Genomic DNA, 15,579 nt, shown 5'->3' with positions numbered 1-15,579 from the left:
CTTGTATCGGTACCGTCACGCAGTCACGGCAGCGTTCTTGCGCTGAAAGCCCTTGCTCGCGACCATGAGGCTGCGCGTGTAATCTTCACCGATACGCCCGGCGACGAGGTCCGCCGAGGACAGGCGTTCTACGACACGTCCACCCTGCATCACCGCCAACCGATCGCACATATGGGTGACGACACCGAGATCGTGGCTGACCATGATGAAGGTCAGCTTATGGTCGCGCCGGACCTGTTCCAGGAGGTTCAAGACTTCCGCCTGGACCGAGGCGTCGAGCGCCGAAGTCGGCTCGTCGAGCAGCAGGATCGATGGTTCGAGGATCAGCGCCCGGGCGATCGCAACGCGCTGGCGCTGACCGCCCGACAGCTGGTGCGGATAACGGAAGCGGAAACCCGACCCGAGACCGACCTCGTCAAGCGCCTTCAGGATGCGCCGCTCGCCGTCGGCCACGCCGTGGATCGCCAGCGGCTCCAGCAATTGCCGGTCGATCGTCTGGCGCGGGTGCAGCGAACCATAGGGATCTTGAAACACCATCTGCACGGCGCGGTAGAAGGCCTTGTCGCGCTTTGCCCCCTGCAGAACACGATCATGCACGCGAATGGTGCCGCCGGTGACGGGCGCGAGACCGGCGATCGCCCGAAGCAAGGTCGACTTGCCCGATCCGGACTCGCCGACGAGCCCGAAGGATTCGCCCGGCGCAATCTCGACGCTGACGTCGTTCAGCGCCTTGAACTCGTCATAGGTGACGGAAAGGTTCGAAACGGAAACGGTTGAGGTCATTGGGCCCACTCCGGCTTGCGGTCGAGAACCGGCAGAGGATGACGATCGGATCCGATCGCCGGCATGCAGTTCAGCAAACCTTGGGTATAGGGATGCTTGGCATTGGCAAGCTCGGACGCCGCCAGTTCCTCGACGATCCGGCCGGCATACATGACGATCACGCGGTCACAGAAGGACGACACGAGTCGCAGATCGTGCGATACGAAGACCAGACCCATGCCTCGATCGGCGACGAGCTTGTCGAGGATGCCAAGCACTTCGAGCTGTACCGTCACGTCGAGCGCCGAGGTCGGCTCGTCGGCGATCAAGAGTTCCGGCCCGGCAACCAGCATCATCGCGATCATCGCGCGCTGGCCCATGCCGCCCGAAACCTCGTGCGGGTAGAGATCGTAAACGCGCTTCGGATCACGGATCTGCACCGCGGCCAGCATGTCGAGTGCCCTCTCCCGGGCCTCGCCGCGGCTGACATTTTCGTGCTGCCGTAGCGTCTCGACGATCTGCCGGCCGATGCTCATCACCGGGTTCAACGAGTACTTGGGGTCCTGCAGGATCATCGCGATCCGCTTGCCCCTGAGATCCCGGCGGACCTTCGGCGATGCGGAGAGCAGGTCGATGCCGTCAAAGTTCAACTGCTTTGCCGTCACCTGCGCATGACCAGGCGTCAGCCCCATGATCGCCCGGCCGGTCTGCGACTTGCCGGAGCCGCTTTCGCCGACGATGCCGAGGCGCTCGCGGCCGAGCGTGAAGGAGACGCCGCGCACGGCCTCGACGAGGCCGGTGCGGGTCGGGAACGAGACCTTGAGGTCTTCAACGGTCAGAAGCGCACTCATTGGCCGCTCTCCCGCGGATCGAGCGCGTCGCGCAGACCGTCGCCGAGCAGGTTGAAACCGAGGCTGACGATCAGTATCGCGATGCCGGGCATCGTTGCCACCCACCACTGGTCGAGGATGAAACGGCGACCGGAAGCGATCATGGCGCCCCATTCCGGCAGCGGCGGCTGCGCGCCGAGGCCGAGGAAGCCGAGGCCCGCGGCCGTCAGAATGATGCCGGCCATGTCGAGCGTGACACGCACGATCAACGACGACATGCACATCGGCATCACATGGCGGAAGACGATACGGATCGGCGATGCGCCCATGAGCTGCACGGCGGCGATGTAGTCGGAGTTGCGCACCGTCAGCGTCTCGGCGCGGGCGATACGCGCATAGGGCGGCCAGGAGGTGATGGCGATCGCGATGACGGCGTTCTCGATGCCCGGTCCGAGCGCTGCCACGAAGGCGAGCGCCAGAACCAGTTTCGGGAAGGCGAGGAAGATATCGGTGATACGCATCAGCACTGCGTCGACCCAGCCGCCAGCATAGCCGGCGACAGCGCCGACGATGAGCCCGACAGGTGCTGCGATGATCGCAACGAGAAGCACGACGGCAAGCGTCAGCCGCGAACCATGGATCAGCCGCGAGAGAATATCGCGGCCGAGATCGTCGGTGCCGAGCAGGTAGTCGGGGGTTCCCGGCGGCAGCAGACGGGCGTTGGCAAGATCCCCGATATAGGGCGAATGCGGCGCCAGGAGATCGGCGAAGGCGGCAACGAAGACCAACGCCAGCAGGATGAGCAGGCCGAGAACGGCGAGCTTGTTGGCGGCAAAACGCTGCCACGTCATATAGGCACGGCCAAGCCGGGCCTGGGTGCGCGACTGCGGGCGATCGGACAGCAGCCATTCGCGACGCGTCATCGCACGGGTTTCGGTAACGGTACTCATCGCTGGCGCGTCCTCGGGTCGAGCGTCCGGTAGAGAAGATCGGACAGGAGATTGATGCCGATGAAGACCGAACCGATGATGATGGTGCCACCAAGCACGGCGTTCATGTCGGCATTCTGCAGCGAGTTGGTGATGTAGAGACCGAGACCTGGCCAGGCGAAGACGGTTTCCGTCAAGACCGAGCCCTCGAGCAGGCCGGCATAGGAGAGCGCAATCACCGTCACGAGCGGCACGGCCGCGTTCCGGAGCGCGTGGCCCCAGATGATCCGGGTCTCGGACAGACCCTTGGCGCGCGCCGCGACGATGTATTCCTGCTGCAGCTCGTTGAGCATGAAGCTGCGCGTCATGCGGCTGATATAGGCAAGCGAGAAGTAGCCGAGCAACGAGGCCGGCAGAATGATGTGGCGGAATACATCCCAGAGCACGTCCCACTGCCGCTGCCAGAGTGCGTCGAACAGGTAGAAGCCTGTGATCGGCGTGAACGTGTACTCGAACACGATATCGATACGGCCGGGATAGGCGACCCACTTCAGCCGCGCGTAGAACACCAGCAGCGACAGGAGCGCCAGCCAGAAGATCGGCACGGAATAGCCGACAAGGCCGATGACGCGCACGATCTGGTCGGCAATGCTGCCGCGCTTGACGGCCGCAAGTACGCCGAGCGGAACGCCGAACAGGGCGCCGATGAGCGTGCCGAGCGTCGCGAGCTCCATGGTCGCCGGGAAGACGCGGCGGATGTCGGTCATGACCGGATTGGTCGTCAGCACCGAAACGCCGAAGTCACCGGTCAGCGCCTGGCGGACATAGATGAAGAATTGTTGGTAGAGGGGCAGATTGAGCCCCATCGCCTCGCGCGTCCTTTCGACGACATGCGTCGGCGCCCGGTCGCCGAGAACGGCCAGAACCGGGTCGATCGGGATTACCCGGCCGATGAAAAAGGTGACGGCCAGAAGGCCGAGATAGGTGGTGACGACAACGACAAGAAAGCGCAGCACCGCTGCCACGATCTTACCGGGACGGGCGCGTTTGCGCCCGCCCACTGTCCCTGTTGCGCTCATGCTCAAGGGAACGATCCTTTCGGTTTATTCCTTCGAGACGGCTTATTCTTTGGTGATGCCGGCGACGAAGTTGGTGTCGAAGCTCGGACCGAGCTTCAGGCCCTTGACGTTGCCGCGGTAGCCGGCGACTTCGGTCTGCTGGAAGATGATGACGAACGGGCTTTCGCCCAGCACCGTCTTCTGCAGTTCCTTGTAGGTCTCCGCACGCTTGGCGCTGTCGCGCTCGAGCAGAGCGTCCTTGGTCTTCTTCGTCAGCTCCGGAACGTCCCAGGCATTGCGCCAGGCAAGGGTCTTGTTCTTGCCTTCGTCGGAGTTGTCAGGGTTGCTGGTGAAGGTTTCGGCGTTCGAGTTCGGGTCGAAATAGTCCATGCCCCACTGACCGATATACATGTCGTGGTTACGGGCACGATACTTCGTCAGCGTCTGCTTGCCGTCGCCGGGGATGATTTCGAGCTTCACGCCGGCCTGGCCCAGCGTCTGCTGGAAGGACTCGGCAATGCCGGTGACCGGCTGGCCGTTGCGAACGTCCATGGTGACGGTGAAGCCGTCGGCAAGGCCGGCCTTGGTCAGCAGTTCCTTCGCCTTGGCGACGTCGAGCTTGTAGGGGTTCTCGTCGAGTGCACCCAGAACGCCCTTCGGCAGGAAGCTCTGGTGGATCTCGCCGATGCCCTTGATGAGGGTCGAGCCGATGGCATCGTAGTCGACCAGATACTTGAACGCTTCGCGCACTTCGGGCTTTGCGAGGTTCGCATTCTTCTGGTTGAGGCTGATGTAGTAGACCGTGCCCTTCGGCGCGTTCGTGGTGGCGAGGTCGGCATTCTTCGAAACGGCGTCGAAATCGCCCGGCTCGAGGTTGCGTGCCACGTCGATATCACCCGCTTCCAGCGCCAGGCGCTGGCCCGAGCTTTCCTTCATGTGGCGATAGATGACGCGAGCAAGCTTTGCCTGTTCGCCATAGTAGTTTTCGTTGCGCTCGAGAACGATGACTTCGTTGGCGCGCCATTCGCGCAGCTTGAACGGGCCCGAGCCGGCATAGCCGGTCTTCAGCCATTCATTGCCGAAGTCGTTGTCATACTTGTACTCGTCCGTCGGCGTGACCGGCTTGACGTTTTCGAGCACGAGCTTCTTGTCGAGCACGGCGCCCACGGTTGCCGTCAGGCAGTTCAAGACGAAGCTCGGCGCATAGGCCTGATCGACGGTGAAGACAAAGGTCTGCGCGTCCGTTGCCTTGGCCTTTTCCGTCACGTTGTCGCCCGTAAGGCCGAACTGGGTGAGGATGAAGGCCGGGCTCTTGTCGAGCTTCACGGCACGCTCGAAGGACCAAGCGACGTCTTCAGCGGTCACCGGATTGCCGGAAGCGAACTTCAGGCCGGGCTTCAGCTTGAACGTATAGGTCAGGCCGTCGTCGGACACGGTCCAGCTGTCGGCGAGGTCGCCGACGACCTTGGTCGTGTCGTTGATGTCGAGGCGCACCAGCATGCTGTAGGTGTTGCCGGTGATTTCGGCCGCGGTCAGCTCGAAGGCTTCGCCCGGATCCATGGTAATCACGTCGTCGATCGCAAAGGCTTCGACCAGCGTGTCCTTCGGCGTTTCCGCAAAGGCCGGTGCGGTTGCAGCCATCACCATGGCCAGCGCCGCAGAAGCCGTCAGAAGACGAAGACGTCCATTGAGCTTGTGCATCATGTTTGCAGTTCCCTCGTTTGCGCCCTTTTGGGCCCCTTCTTCATGGGTTCAGGCGGCCTCGTGCCAAGCCTGTCCCAGAACTCTCCACCAGTTCTCCCGGCATATCTTTGCCAGTTCGGCATCACCATATCCGGCGCTTCTGAGCGCCGCAACGAGCGCCTGACTACCGGCCGCATCAGCAATCTCCTCGGTGATCGTTGCCCCGTCGAAATCCGACCCGAGTGCGACGCAGTCGATGCCCATGCGCTCGATGAGATAGTCGACATGGCGCACCATGTCGGAAAGCGGCGTTGCGGCATTTTCCTGGCCGTCGGCGCGCAGCATCGTCGTCGCATAATTGAGCCCCACGAGGCCCTTGCTTTCGCGGACGGCGTCGAGCTGCTTGTCGGTCAGGTTGCGCGCGACCGGGGTCAGCGCATGCGCATTCGAATGGCTGGCGACCAGCGGCTGGTCGGTGGTCTTCGCCACGTCCCAGAAGCCCTTCTCGGTGATGTGTGCAAGATCGATCAGAATGCCCAGACGGTTGCAGGTCCGCACGAGCTCGAAGCCGGCGTCCGTCAGTCCGGGTGCGGTGTCCGGAGACATCGGATAGGAGAACGGTACGCCATGACCGAAGACGTTGTGGCGGCTCCAGACCGGCCCGAGCGAACGCAGGCCAGCGGCATAGAACGTTTCGAGCGCGGAAAGATCGGCGCCGATCGCTTCGCAGCCTTCCATGTGGAGGACCGAGGCGAAGACGCCGGCCTCGACCGCTCTACGGATTTCGGCGGTCGACCGGCAGAGCCTCCACGCCCCTGCCCGGTCGAGCCGGACGGCGATATCGGCGAGCTCCATGGCGATCGCCAGCGACGGCAGGTGCTCGAGCGGTGCCGAAAGCGGTGTTTCGTAGTGACCGTTCTCGTTCGGCGGCTGCAGGACGAGATCTCCCGAGGGCACGTAGATTGCCGAGAGGCCACCAACGAGACCGCCCGCCTTGGCGCGCGGCGCATCGATATGGCCCTGGTCGATGCCGTCGACGAATTCGCGTACCGGGTCCTGGCCCTTCCGGGCGTTCTGCCACAGACGCAGAAGCACGTCGTTATGGCCATCGAAAACCGCCTGCATTCCTGAATTTCCTTATCATTTCAGGGAGATCGGACGGGCCGTTCGGGTCGCGTCCAGGGGAAAGTCGAAGCGATGCTAGTGAAAGCCCAAAGCCTTTTCAATGAATATCAGGGGGTTTTACCCAGGCCTGCCTGTAGCGAAATGTTGCATGATTGCCGCATAGCCGCTGGCAAACACGGTGCCGCAGGGCTTCGAACCTCAGCCAAGGGATGAAAACCCAGCGTTTCTCATGCAAGGAGAATGGCTTGGGCCCACGGATCGGGCCGACATGCTGCATGATGCGGCACAGGGAGGTTGGTGGTGCGTTCGTTTTCTCTTGCGGGCTCGGAGAGGCCCTGGGGCCGCATCGCTGCCACGCTTCTCCTGGCGGCCACCCTTGCGGCCTGCGCCGGACGCCCCGTGGGCGTGCTCGTCCCTTCGGGCACGACGGGTGGCGCCTCCAAGGTCGATCTGCTGGTCGCAACCACCCGTGCTCCCTCCACCGAGCCGGGCGTGCTTTTTAGCGGCGAACGCTCAGCCGAGCTTTCGCTGACGGAAATTGCCGTCTCCATCCCGCCGGAAAAGAACCGCAAGGTCGGCCAGGTGCAATGGCCGACGAAGCTTCCCGCCAATCCGGAGCGGGATTTCTCCACCGTCAGCGTCACGCCGCTCAATCAGGGCAACGACGTGCAGAACTGGGTGAAAGGTCATCTGCCGAAAACCCGGCGCGTACTGATCTTCGTTCACGGCTTCAACAACCGCTACGAAGACGCCGTTTATCGTTTTGCCCAGATCGTGCACGACAGCGGCACCGATGTCGCGCCCGTCATCTTCACCTGGCCCTCGCGCGCCAGCATATTCGACTACAATTACGACAAGGAAAGCACCAACTATTCGCGCGACGCGTTGGAGGAACTGCTGCGGCGTGCCTCAAGCAATCCTGCTGTCGGTGAAATCACCGTCATGGCCCATTCCATGGGGTCGTGGGTGACGGTCGAGGCACTGCGCCAGATGGCAATCCGCGACGGACGCATCGCGCCCAAGATCACCGATGTCATCCTGGCGTCGCCCGACCTCGACGTCGACGTCTTCGGCCAGCAGATCCGCGCCATGGGTACGAAGCGCCCGAAGTTCACGCTGTTCGTATCGCGCGACGACCGGGCGCTGACCTTGTCGAGGCGTATCTCCGGCAATGTCGACCGCCTCGGCCAGATCGACCCGACCGCCGAGCCCTATCGCACGCAACTGGAACAGGCCGGCATCAGCGTCATCGATCTGACAGCGCTGAAGGGCGGCGACAAGCTCAACCACGGGAAGTTCGCCGAAAGCCCCGAAGTCGTGCGCCTGCTTGGCAACCGGCTGATCGCCGGCCAGACCGTGACCGATTCCGATGTCGGTCTCGGCGAACGGATCGGCGCCGTCACGCTCGGCGCCACGCAGACGGTCGGCAATGCCGCGAGCCTGGCGGTTTCGACGCCGATCATGATCTTCGATCCCAACACCCGCAGGAACTACGACGGGCAGCTGCGGCGTCTCGGCCAATCGATGGAAAACACCGTCGGCTCGGCAGTGACCCCTTGGACACCTCCGGAAAGCGGGGGAGCCGCGAAAAGCAACACCCCCGACCGTCACTCTCGTTAGACGGGCAGCTCGCGCCGCTCGGCTTCCGTCACCATCGCGAGGTCGAGCACTTTCTGCAGGTTCGCCGCATGGCGGAACCCGGGCTCCTCCGTCTTGCCCTTACGGACGGCGGCCACGAAGCGCTCGTAGTTCGTCGCGACGGAGCCCGCATCGACATCGCGCCAGGTCGCGGTTTCGACGTCCGCCCCGAGGCAGGCACGCAGCGTCGATCCATCGGGCGTGTGCACCACTTCGAGGGCACCCTTGTCGCCGTGTAGCCTCAGCCGGAGTTCGTTCAGATGCCCGGTCGCCCAGCGGCTGGCATGGACGACGCCCATGGCGCCGTTGCCGAACTCGGCCGTCATGACGAAGCTGTCATTGGCGTCGAGATCATACTCGCCGATGCGGTTATCAGGCGCCTTGTCGAAGGTCTTCAGCCGCGCAAAGATGCGGGCGGCGTCCGTGCCTGCGCCATAGCCGGCAAAGTCGAGGATGTGGATGCCGACATCGCCGAGCACGCCGTTCGAGCCGTGCTTCGTCGAGAGCCGCCACAGCCATTGCGATTCCGTCGCCCAGTCGCCCCAGGCCTTGGAAACGAGCCAGCTCTGCAGATAGGACGCCTCAATGTGACGCAGCTTGCCAACCTCGCCGGCAAGCACCATTGCGCGTGCCTTCTGCAGCGGCGCGACGTTGCGGTAGGTGAGGTTGACCATGGTCACAAGGCCGGAACGCTCGGCCGCTTCCGCCATCTCTGCCGCCTTGGCATAATTCTCGGCGAGCGGCTTTTCGCACAGCACATGCTTGCCCGCGGCAATGAGCGCCAGCGTCGTCGGGTGATGCGCCTTGTCGGGCGTCACGTTCGTCGCCGCATCGAACTTGCCCCAGGCGATCGCCTCGTCGAGCGAGGTGAAGGTCGCGGCAATGCCGTGCTTGTCGGCAAAAGCCTTGGCCCGGGCGGGATCGACATCGACAGCGCCGACCATCTCGACGCCTTCGATCTTGGCAAAGGCCTGGGCATGGCTGTTTGCCATGCCGCCGGTTCCTACAATGAGAAGACGCATGATGCTCACCTGTATCCTGCTTCGCCGGCCTGGTGCAGCCTGGGGCCGCGCTCGACGATCGGCTCCAGCGCCCTTTCGACCGGCACGTTTGGTGCGTCGTGGATCGCCGTGTAGCGGTTGTCGGCGTTGTAGGCCCACTTCACCGAATTGCGCAGCACCTTCTGGACATTGGCGTCGTGATAGGTCGGGTAGGTTTCGTGGCCGGGACGGAAATAGAAGATGTTGCCGGCACCGCGGCGCCAGGTCAGCCCCGAGCGGAACACTTCGCCGCCGGCAAACCACGAGATGAAGACGGTTTCGAGCGGCTCCGGCACCGAGAACTGCTCACCGTACATTTCCTCGTTCTCGAGCACGAAGTTCTCCTCGATGCCTTCGGCGATCGGGTGACGCGGATTGATCGCCCAGACGCGCTCACGCTCGCCTGCTTCGCGCCACTTCAGCGCGCAGGGCGTGCCCATCAGCCGTTTGAAGATCTTGGAGAAATGGCCGGAGTGCAGCACGATCAGGCCCATGCCCTCCCAGACGCGCTTGGCAACACGCTCGACGATCTCGTCGCTGACGGCGCCGTGGTCCTTGTGGCCCCACCAGAGAAGCACATCGGTGTTGGCAAGGCGCTCGACGCTCAGGCCATGTTCCGGCTCCTGCAGCGTCGCCGTCGTCGCCTCGATCGCAGCTTCCGTATTCAGCGCCGCCGCGATCGTATTGTGCATCCCGTTTGGATAGATGCTGCGGACGATTTCGTTGGTCTGCTCGTGAATATTCTCGCCCCAAACAACTGTTCTGATAGGCACGGTCATTCTCCTTGCGTGTTCGCCCGTTACGGGCCTGTCGTCTTACGATAGATGGGGCCGCCAGGAATTGGCGACCCCGAAGCTCTGGGTGTCTTCAGCTTGTTCGGGATCTGGTCAGGCAGCCCCTTTCATGGGTGCGCGGCCGAGAGCCTGCCCCGATGCATCGAAGCGGTGGATGTTGCCGCCGAGCGGCGAGATGTGAATTGTCTCACCCGGCCGGTGATGCGAGGTGCCACCTTCCCGGACGATGACCGGTTCGCCAGCGCCGATATCAAGATAAATGTAGCTGTCGGACCCCAGCATTTCGGAATGCACCACCGTTCCCGACCATTGACCCCCACTCGCCTTGATCTCCAGATGCTCCGCTCGGATGCCGATCGTAGGGGCATCGTAGGGCGCAGCCAGTGCGCCGGACAGAAAGTTCATCTTCGGCGAACCGATAAAGCCGGCGACGAAGACGGAGTTCGGGCTTTCATAGAGTTCGAGCGGCGTGCCGATCTGTTCGACCCGGCCATCCCGTAGCACGCAAATGCGATCGGCCAGTGTCATCGCCTCGACCTGGTCGTGGGTGACATAGATCATCGTCGTCTTGTGCATGCTGCGATGCAGCTTGGCGATCTCGATGCGGGTCGCAACGCGCAGCGCCGCATCGAGATTGGAGAGCGGCTCGTCGAAGAGAAAGACCTTGGGATCGCGCACGATAGCCCGGCCGATCGCCACGCGCTGGCGCTGGCCGCCGGAGAGCTGCCGCGGCAGCCGCTGCAGATAGGGCGTCAGCTGCAGCATCTCGGCTGCCGCCTCGACGCGCTTCTTGCACTGCTCCTTGTCCTTGCCGGCAAGCTGCATGCCGAAGGACATGTTCTCGAATACCGTCATATGCGGGTAAAGCGCATAGGACTGGAACACCATCGCGATGCCGCGCTTCGACGGCGTCAACTGGTTGACCACCTGGCCGTCGAAGGACAGCGTGCCCGATGAGATGTCTTCGAGCCCGGCGATCAGCCGCAGCAGCGTGGACTTGCCGCAGCCGGAGGGCCCGACAAAGACCATGAATTCGCCGGCCCGGATATCCATGCTGACGCCCTTGATCACCTCGAAGGCGCCGAAGGACTTGCGGATGTTGCGCAATTGAAGCTCTGCCATATTTTCTCCCCTTATCCTTTGACGCCGCCGGCGGTGAGCCCGGAGATGATCCGCCGCTGAAAGATCAGCACGAGAACAACCAGTGGCACGGTGACGATGATCGATGCGGCCATGATGTTGCCCCACGGAATTTCGTACTGGCTGTTTCCCGAGAGCAGCGCGATCGCGACCGGCACCGTGCGCTGGCTGTCCGATGAGGTGAAGGTCAGCGCGAACAGGAACTCGTTCCAGGCGGCGATGAAGGCGAGCAGCCCCGTCGTCACCAGCGCCGGCCACATCAGCGGCATGAACACGCGGGTGATGATCACCCAGGGTGTGGCGCCATCGACGATCGCCGCTTCCTCGATCTCCACCGGCAGATCGCGCATGAAGGTGGTGAGCACCCAGACCGTGAACGGCAAGGTGAAGATCATGTAGGAAAAGATCAGCGCCAGGGGCGTGTTGAAGATGCCGACCGAGCGGATGAGTTCAAAGAGGCCGGCAAGCACCGCGATCTGCGGAAACATCGACACCGACAGGATCGTCAGAAGCAGGAGCCCGCGACCGCGGAACCGCACTCGCGCCAACGCATAGGCAGCGGTGACGGCCAGGAGCAACGACACGGCAACGACGATCGTTGCGACCAGCAGCGAATTGGCGAGATTGCGCAGGAAGCCGCTGCTGGTGACGATGCCCGCGTAGTTGTCGAAGGAGATCTCGGTCGGCCAGTAGTCGACCCGGAACAGCGCCGTCCCGGATTTAAAGCTCGTCAGCACCGCATAGTAGAACGGGAAGACGGCCATGATGATGATGGCGGCAACGAGGGCGTAGAACGCCGTGCGCTTGGCAAGGGTGGCAACCATCAGCGCTCTCCTTCGAGATTGACGCGGCCGAACCACATGTAGGCGACGGTGATCGCCGCGATGATCAGGAACAGCATCGTCGAGGCCGCGGCGCCATAGGCGAACTTGTCGAAGTCGAACAGGTTTTCGCGCGCGAGCACCGACATCGTCTTGGTCTTCGCGTTGTTGGGCGTCAGCACATAGATGAGATCGAAGATGCGCAGCGCATCGAGCATGCGGAAGATCACCGCCACCATCAGCGCCGGCCGGATCAAGGGCAACGTCAACCGCCAGAAGACCTTGACCGGATGCACGCCATCGATCTTGGCCGCCTCATATATATCCGACGGTACCATCTGCAGGCCGGCCAGCATCAGGAGCGCCATGAACGGCGTCGTCTTCCAGACGTCGACGATCAAAACGGCGACCATCGCGGTCTCCGGATTGGCGGTCCAGGCGACCTTCTGGCTGATGAGGCCTAGGCCGAGCAGAAGATCGTTCAGGATGCCGAACTGGTCGTTGAGCATCCAGGCCCACATTTTGGCGGACACGATCGTCGGGATCGCCCAGGGAATCAGGATTGCGGCGCGCACCAGCCCGCGGCCCGGGAAATTCGCATTCAGGACCAGCGCGACGATCAGGCCGAGCACCGTCTCGATGGTGACGGAAACGGCCGAGAACTTCAGCGTGTTCCAGACGGCGTTCCACCAGGCCGGATCGGCAAGCAGGCCGTTATAGACGGTGCGCCCGCTCTTCAGCGTGATCCAGGAAAGGTAGTTCTTGAAGCCGACGAACTCGGCGCCTTCGAGGTTGGTCAGCGACGCATTGGTGAAGCTGAAATAGACTGTGCGAATGAGCGGCCAGCCGGCGACGAGTGCCAGCACCAGAAGCGTCGGTGCGAGAAAGATCCAGGCGGAGCGGATGCGCTCGGCGTTGAGGTCGGAGCGGATCCGGGCCTGCTGCCCAAGGGCGGAAGGCGGGTCTGCGACGGAAATGTCGGTCATGTCTGTACTCACCCTTGCCATTCGGCGCACGGCCGAGCGGTTGATCGGAGAGAAAAGGCGGTGGCTCGGTGGAGCGAAGGGAGGCTTGACAAGCACTCCCCTCGCCCCCGGGAGGATCACCAGTTGTCGCCCTTCATCTCGGTGAGTTCGACTTCGAGCAGTTCAAGATTTTCCGCTGCCGTGCCGTTGCCGGAAAGCGAGTTGTGCACCGCGTTCCAGAACTTGGCGGAAACCTCGTTGTATTTGACCTTGGTGACGGCCGACGGGCGCGGCACCGCGCTTTCGAAGATCGGTTTCCAGGCCGGCATGAACGGCTGGGCCTTGGCGACCTCCGCATCGTCGTAGAGTGCGGCAACTGTCGGCAGGTTCGAAAGCTCGATCGCCCGGCGCTTCTGCACCTCGGCGGACGACAGGAACTTGGCGAGCGCAATCGCCGCCTCCTGGTCGTCGGAATATTTGGAGACGGCGACGTTCCAGCCGCCGAGCGTCGAAGACGGCTGGTCACCATCGGTGGCCGTCGGCAGCGGCGCGACGGCAAACTTGCCCTTCACCGCGCTGTCATCGCCATTGCCGAGCGCATAGGCATAGGGCCAGTTGCGCATGAAGACGGAATTGCCGGTCTGCCAGACCCCGCGTGATTCCTCCTCCTGATAGGCAAGCACGCCCTGCGGCGAGATCGTGCCGACCCATCCCTTGATCCGGTCGATTGCGGCGGCCGCCTTCTCGTTGTTGATCGAGATCGTGCCGTCGGGCTCGACGATCTGGCCACCGCCCGACGACTTGACCCATTCGAGTGCGTTGCAGGTCAGGCCCTCATAGGCATTGCCCTGGAAGACATAGCCCCAGAGATCGGCTTGGCCGGCGGCCCGCTCCTTCTCCTGGATTTCCTTGGCGGTCGCAGCCAGCTCGTCCCAGGTCTTCGGCGGCGTCTTGCCGTATTTTTCGAGCAGGTCCTTGCGATAGAACAGTGCCGGTGCATCGGTGAAAACCGGCAAGGCCACGAGGCGACCGTTCACCGTCTGCGAAGCGATGATCGACGGGAAGTGCTGGCCAACAACGTCCTTTGCCGCCTCCGTCAGATCGACGAACTGGTCGGCCAGTTGCGGCGCCCAGACGACATCGGTCTGGTAGACGTCGACATCCTTGTTTCCGGCGGCAAGCCACAGCCGGTACTGGCTGAACTGCTCGCTGCTCGATGGCGGCATGGTGACCAGGCTCACCTTGTGCCCGGTCTGCTTCTCGAAAATGTCCAGCTGTTCGCGAATGAAATGGACGTTCTTCCCGGTCGTGTTGGCGGCGAGCGAAAGCTCGGCGGCGCCAGCCGTCCCGGCTGCAACGATTGCGGCACAAAAACTCAGCACATTGAGCGTGGTTGTCATTGGGTCGACTCCTCCTGTTCCCCCTCCACCGCACGAAAGCTCCTCGGCAAATTCGAAAGCGGTTTGGATGAGAAAAAGTTGGCAGAAGACAGAAAAACTGTCAATCCACACACTTAGAAAAGTCCATTTGGCGTGGATTATTACAAATATTCGTTGTTTTTCAAACAAATAGCAATGGGAGAGAAAAATCGACCGCCCCTCACAGAACCCCATAAAATCAAAGGGGAACCGTATTAATTTAAAACGGTTTGGTAAAATCCATACCCGGCCTGTAGAACCTGGCGTCCCCGACAAACCGATTGTTACGGGCAGCGAAGCTGTATATTTCTGGGACCGGGCTAGGCTTGAGGAAACGCATTTCGAATGAAGCTGAGGGAGTTCGCACAACAACTGGGCCTTTCGCCGACGACGGTCAGCCGGGCGCTGAGCGGTTATCCCGAAGTCAGCGAAAAGACGCGCAAGCGCGTGGCCGAAGAGGCAACCCGCCTTGGCTATCGTCCGAACATCAATGCGGTGCGGCTCGCCACCGGTCGGGCCGGCGCGATCGGCGTGGTCATGGGCCGCTCCGGCGAGTTCCATTTTTCCGAGTTCATGGGTGGCCTGGCCGAACGGCTCGGCACCGAGGATATCGACATTCTCGTCAGCCCAATGGACGACAAGAACCCCACGGGCGAAATCCAGCTCTATAGCCGGCTCGCCGTCAGCGGCCGCGTCGACGCCGTGATCGTGCACTCGCCCGAACCGAACGACGAGCGCATCGCCCTCCTCCACAAGCTCGGCATGCCCTTCCTCGTGCACGGGCGCTCCGATATCGACGTGCCGCACGCCTGGCTCGACATCGACAACGAAGGCGCGATCCGCCGCGCGACCTCGCATCTCATCGATCTCGGCCATCGCCGCATCGCCATGATCAACGGCCGGCAGGGCCGCACTTTCTCGCTTCACCGCGACAAGGGGTACCGCGACGCGCTGCAGGCGCGCGGCATCGCCTTCGATCCGCGCCTCGTCGCCCATGGCAACTTTACCGACGAACTCGGCTTCCGCTTCGCGCGCTCGTTCCTGGAGCAGACGCCCCGCCCCACCGCCTTCGTTGCCGGCTCGATGATGACAGCGCTCGGCATCTACCGGGCAGCACGGTCCATGGGCCTGGAGATCGGCCGCGAGGTCTCGGTCATCGCCCATGACGACGTTTTCCCTTACCTCACGGCCGACAACATGGTTCCGTCGCTCTCGGCGACACGCTCTTCGATGCGGGCGGCGGGCGCGCGCTCGGCCGACCTCGTGCTGCAGCTTCTCTCAGGCCGGCCGACCGAAGAGGTTCACGAACTCTGGCCGGTGGAACTGATCCTCAGGGAATCGACCGCGCCACCGCAGGGCGCTTGAGGACAGGCGCT

Annotated in this window: 14 protein-coding genes; 2 read left to right on the top strand and 12 right to left on the bottom strand. The window is 62.9% G+C overall.

Annotation, left to right across the window (positions count from 1 at the left end):
* Positions 1–15: 15 nt before the first annotated feature.
* From OVA00_RS23865 to OVA00_RS23840, 6 genes are read right to left on the bottom strand one after another with little or no spacing between them, the layout of a single operon-like run.
* Positions 16–783 carry an ABC transporter ATP-binding protein gene (locus tag OVA00_RS23865; RefSeq protein WP_268089715.1) on the bottom strand — a complete coding sequence of 256 codons (768 nt, stop codon included), beginning with the start codon at positions 781–783 and terminating at the stop codon, positions 16–18.
* A complete protein-coding gene (locus OVA00_RS23860) occupies positions 780–1,613 on the bottom strand; it encodes an ABC transporter ATP-binding protein (protein WP_034793982.1) in 834 nt (277 codons plus the stop codon). The genes OVA00_RS23865 and OVA00_RS23860 overlap by 4 nt, the downstream gene beginning before the upstream one ends.
* Positions 1,610–2,542: a nickel transporter permease gene (nikC, locus tag OVA00_RS23855; RefSeq protein ID WP_268089714.1), complete on the bottom strand. Its 933-nt coding sequence runs from the start codon at positions 2,540–2,542 to the stop codon at positions 1,610–1,612. The genes OVA00_RS23860 and nikC overlap by 4 nt, the downstream gene beginning before the upstream one ends.
* Positions 2,539–3,600 carry an ABC transporter permease gene (locus OVA00_RS23850; RefSeq protein ID WP_034793987.1) on the bottom strand — a complete coding sequence of 354 codons (1,062 nt, stop codon included), beginning with the start codon at positions 3,598–3,600 and terminating at the stop codon, positions 2,539–2,541. The genes nikC and OVA00_RS23850 overlap by 4 nt, the downstream gene beginning before the upstream one ends.
* Positions 3,601–3,642: 42 nt before the next feature.
* Positions 3,643–5,283 (bottom strand): ABC transporter substrate-binding protein, encoded by a 1,641-nt coding sequence (locus OVA00_RS23845; protein ID WP_034793990.1) that lies wholly within the window; start codon positions 5,281–5,283, stop codon positions 3,643–3,645.
* A 48-nt stretch (positions 5,284–5,331) separates the two neighbouring features.
* Positions 5,332–6,387, bottom strand: coding sequence for a dipeptidase (locus tag OVA00_RS23840; protein WP_268089713.1), 1,056 nt, complete (start codon positions 6,385–6,387; stop codon positions 5,332–5,334).
* Between the two features lie 345 nt (positions 6,388–6,732).
* Between OVA00_RS23840 and OVA00_RS23835 the strand changes: the two genes are divergently transcribed.
* Positions 6,733–8,007, top strand: a complete 1,275-nt coding sequence (locus OVA00_RS23835) for an alpha/beta hydrolase (RefSeq protein ID WP_234798763.1) — start codon at positions 6,733–6,735, stop codon at positions 8,005–8,007.
* Here the strand turns inward: OVA00_RS23835 and OVA00_RS23830 are convergent.
* From OVA00_RS23830 to OVA00_RS23805, 6 genes are all read right to left on the bottom strand, one after another.
* A complete protein-coding gene (locus OVA00_RS23830; protein ID WP_268089712.1) occupies positions 8,004–9,047 on the bottom strand; it encodes a Gfo/Idh/MocA family protein in 1,044 nt (347 codons plus the stop codon). The two genes, OVA00_RS23835 and OVA00_RS23830, sit on opposite strands and share 4 nt — an antisense overlap.
* Positions 9,048–9,052: 5 nt before the next feature.
* Positions 9,053–9,844, bottom strand: coding sequence for a ThuA domain-containing protein (locus tag OVA00_RS23825; protein ID WP_442780550.1), 792 nt, complete (start codon positions 9,842–9,844; stop codon positions 9,053–9,055).
* Between the two features lie 108 nt (positions 9,845–9,952).
* Entirely contained in the window at positions 9,953–10,981 is a 1,029-nt protein-coding gene (locus OVA00_RS23820) for an ABC transporter ATP-binding protein (RefSeq protein WP_089045620.1), read from the bottom strand.
* Positions 10,982–10,992: 11 nt separating this feature from the next.
* Positions 10,993–11,823, bottom strand: coding sequence for a carbohydrate ABC transporter permease (locus tag OVA00_RS23815; protein ID WP_034794005.1), 831 nt, complete (start codon positions 11,821–11,823; stop codon positions 10,993–10,995).
* Positions 11,823–12,806: a carbohydrate ABC transporter permease gene (locus tag OVA00_RS23810; protein ID WP_268089710.1), complete on the bottom strand. Its 984-nt coding sequence runs from the start codon at positions 12,804–12,806 to the stop codon at positions 11,823–11,825. Before OVA00_RS23810 ends, OVA00_RS23815 begins: the two co-directional genes overlap by 1 nt.
* Before the next feature lie 116 nt (positions 12,807–12,922).
* Positions 12,923–14,185, bottom strand: a complete 1,263-nt coding sequence (locus tag OVA00_RS23805; protein WP_051659303.1) for an ABC transporter substrate-binding protein — start codon at positions 14,183–14,185, stop codon at positions 12,923–12,925.
* Positions 14,186–14,548: 363 nt separating this feature from the next.
* Between OVA00_RS23805 and OVA00_RS23800 the strand changes: the two genes are divergently transcribed.
* Positions 14,549–15,568, top strand: a complete 1,020-nt coding sequence (locus OVA00_RS23800; RefSeq protein ID WP_034794009.1) for a substrate-binding domain-containing protein — start codon at positions 14,549–14,551, stop codon at positions 15,566–15,568.
* The last annotated feature ends 11 nt before the right edge of the window (positions 15,569–15,579 follow it).

The organism is Ensifer sp. SL37 (genome assembly GCF_026672675.1).
Classification (GTDB): Bacteria; Pseudomonadota; Alphaproteobacteria; order Rhizobiales; family Rhizobiaceae; genus Ensifer; species Ensifer adhaerens.
The sequence above is the reverse complement of the archived record's forward strand: the minus strand, read 5'-3'. Positions and strand labels throughout refer to the sequence as shown.

Coding starts and splice junctions, on each gene's coding strand:
- OVA00_RS23865 (WP_268089715.1), bottom strand. CDS start 783: ATGACCTCAACCGTTTCCGTTTCGAACCTTTCCGTCACCTATGACGAG.
- OVA00_RS23860 (WP_034793982.1), bottom strand. CDS start 1,613: ATGAGTGCGCTTCTGACCGTTGAAGACCTCAAGGTCTCGTTCCCGACC.
- nikC (WP_268089714.1), bottom strand. CDS start 2,542: ATGAGTACCGTTACCGAAACCCGTGCGATGACGCGTCGCGAATGGCTG.
- OVA00_RS23850 (WP_034793987.1), bottom strand. CDS start 3,600: ATGAGCGCAACAGGGACAGTGGGCGGGCGCAAACGCGCCCGTCCCGGT.
- OVA00_RS23845 (WP_034793990.1), bottom strand. CDS start 5,283: ATGATGCACAAGCTCAATGGACGTCTTCGTCTTCTGACGGCTTCTGCG.
- OVA00_RS23840 (WP_268089713.1), bottom strand. CDS start 6,387: ATGCAGGCGGTTTTCGATGGCCATAACGACGTGCTTCTGCGTCTGTGG.
- OVA00_RS23830 (WP_268089712.1), bottom strand. CDS start 9,047: ATGCGTCTTCTCATTGTAGGAACCGGCGGCATGGCAAACAGCCATGCC.
- OVA00_RS23825 (WP_442780550.1), bottom strand. CDS start 9,844: ATGACCGTGCCTATCAGAACAGTTGTTTGGGGCGAGAATATTCACGAG.
- OVA00_RS23820 (WP_089045620.1), bottom strand. CDS start 10,981: ATGGCAGAGCTTCAATTGCGCAACATCCGCAAGTCCTTCGGCGCCTTC.
- OVA00_RS23815 (WP_034794005.1), bottom strand. CDS start 11,823: ATGGTTGCCACCCTTGCCAAGCGCACGGCGTTCTACGCCCTCGTTGCC.
- OVA00_RS23810 (WP_268089710.1), bottom strand. CDS start 12,806: ATGACCGACATTTCCGTCGCAGACCCGCCTTCCGCCCTTGGGCAGCAG.
- OVA00_RS23805 (WP_051659303.1), bottom strand. CDS start 14,185: ATGACAACCACGCTCAATGTGCTGAGTTTTTGTGCCGCAATCGTTGCA.
- OVA00_RS23800 (WP_034794009.1), top strand. CDS start 14,549: ATGAAGCTGAGGGAGTTCGCACAACAACTGGGCCTTTCGCCGACGACG.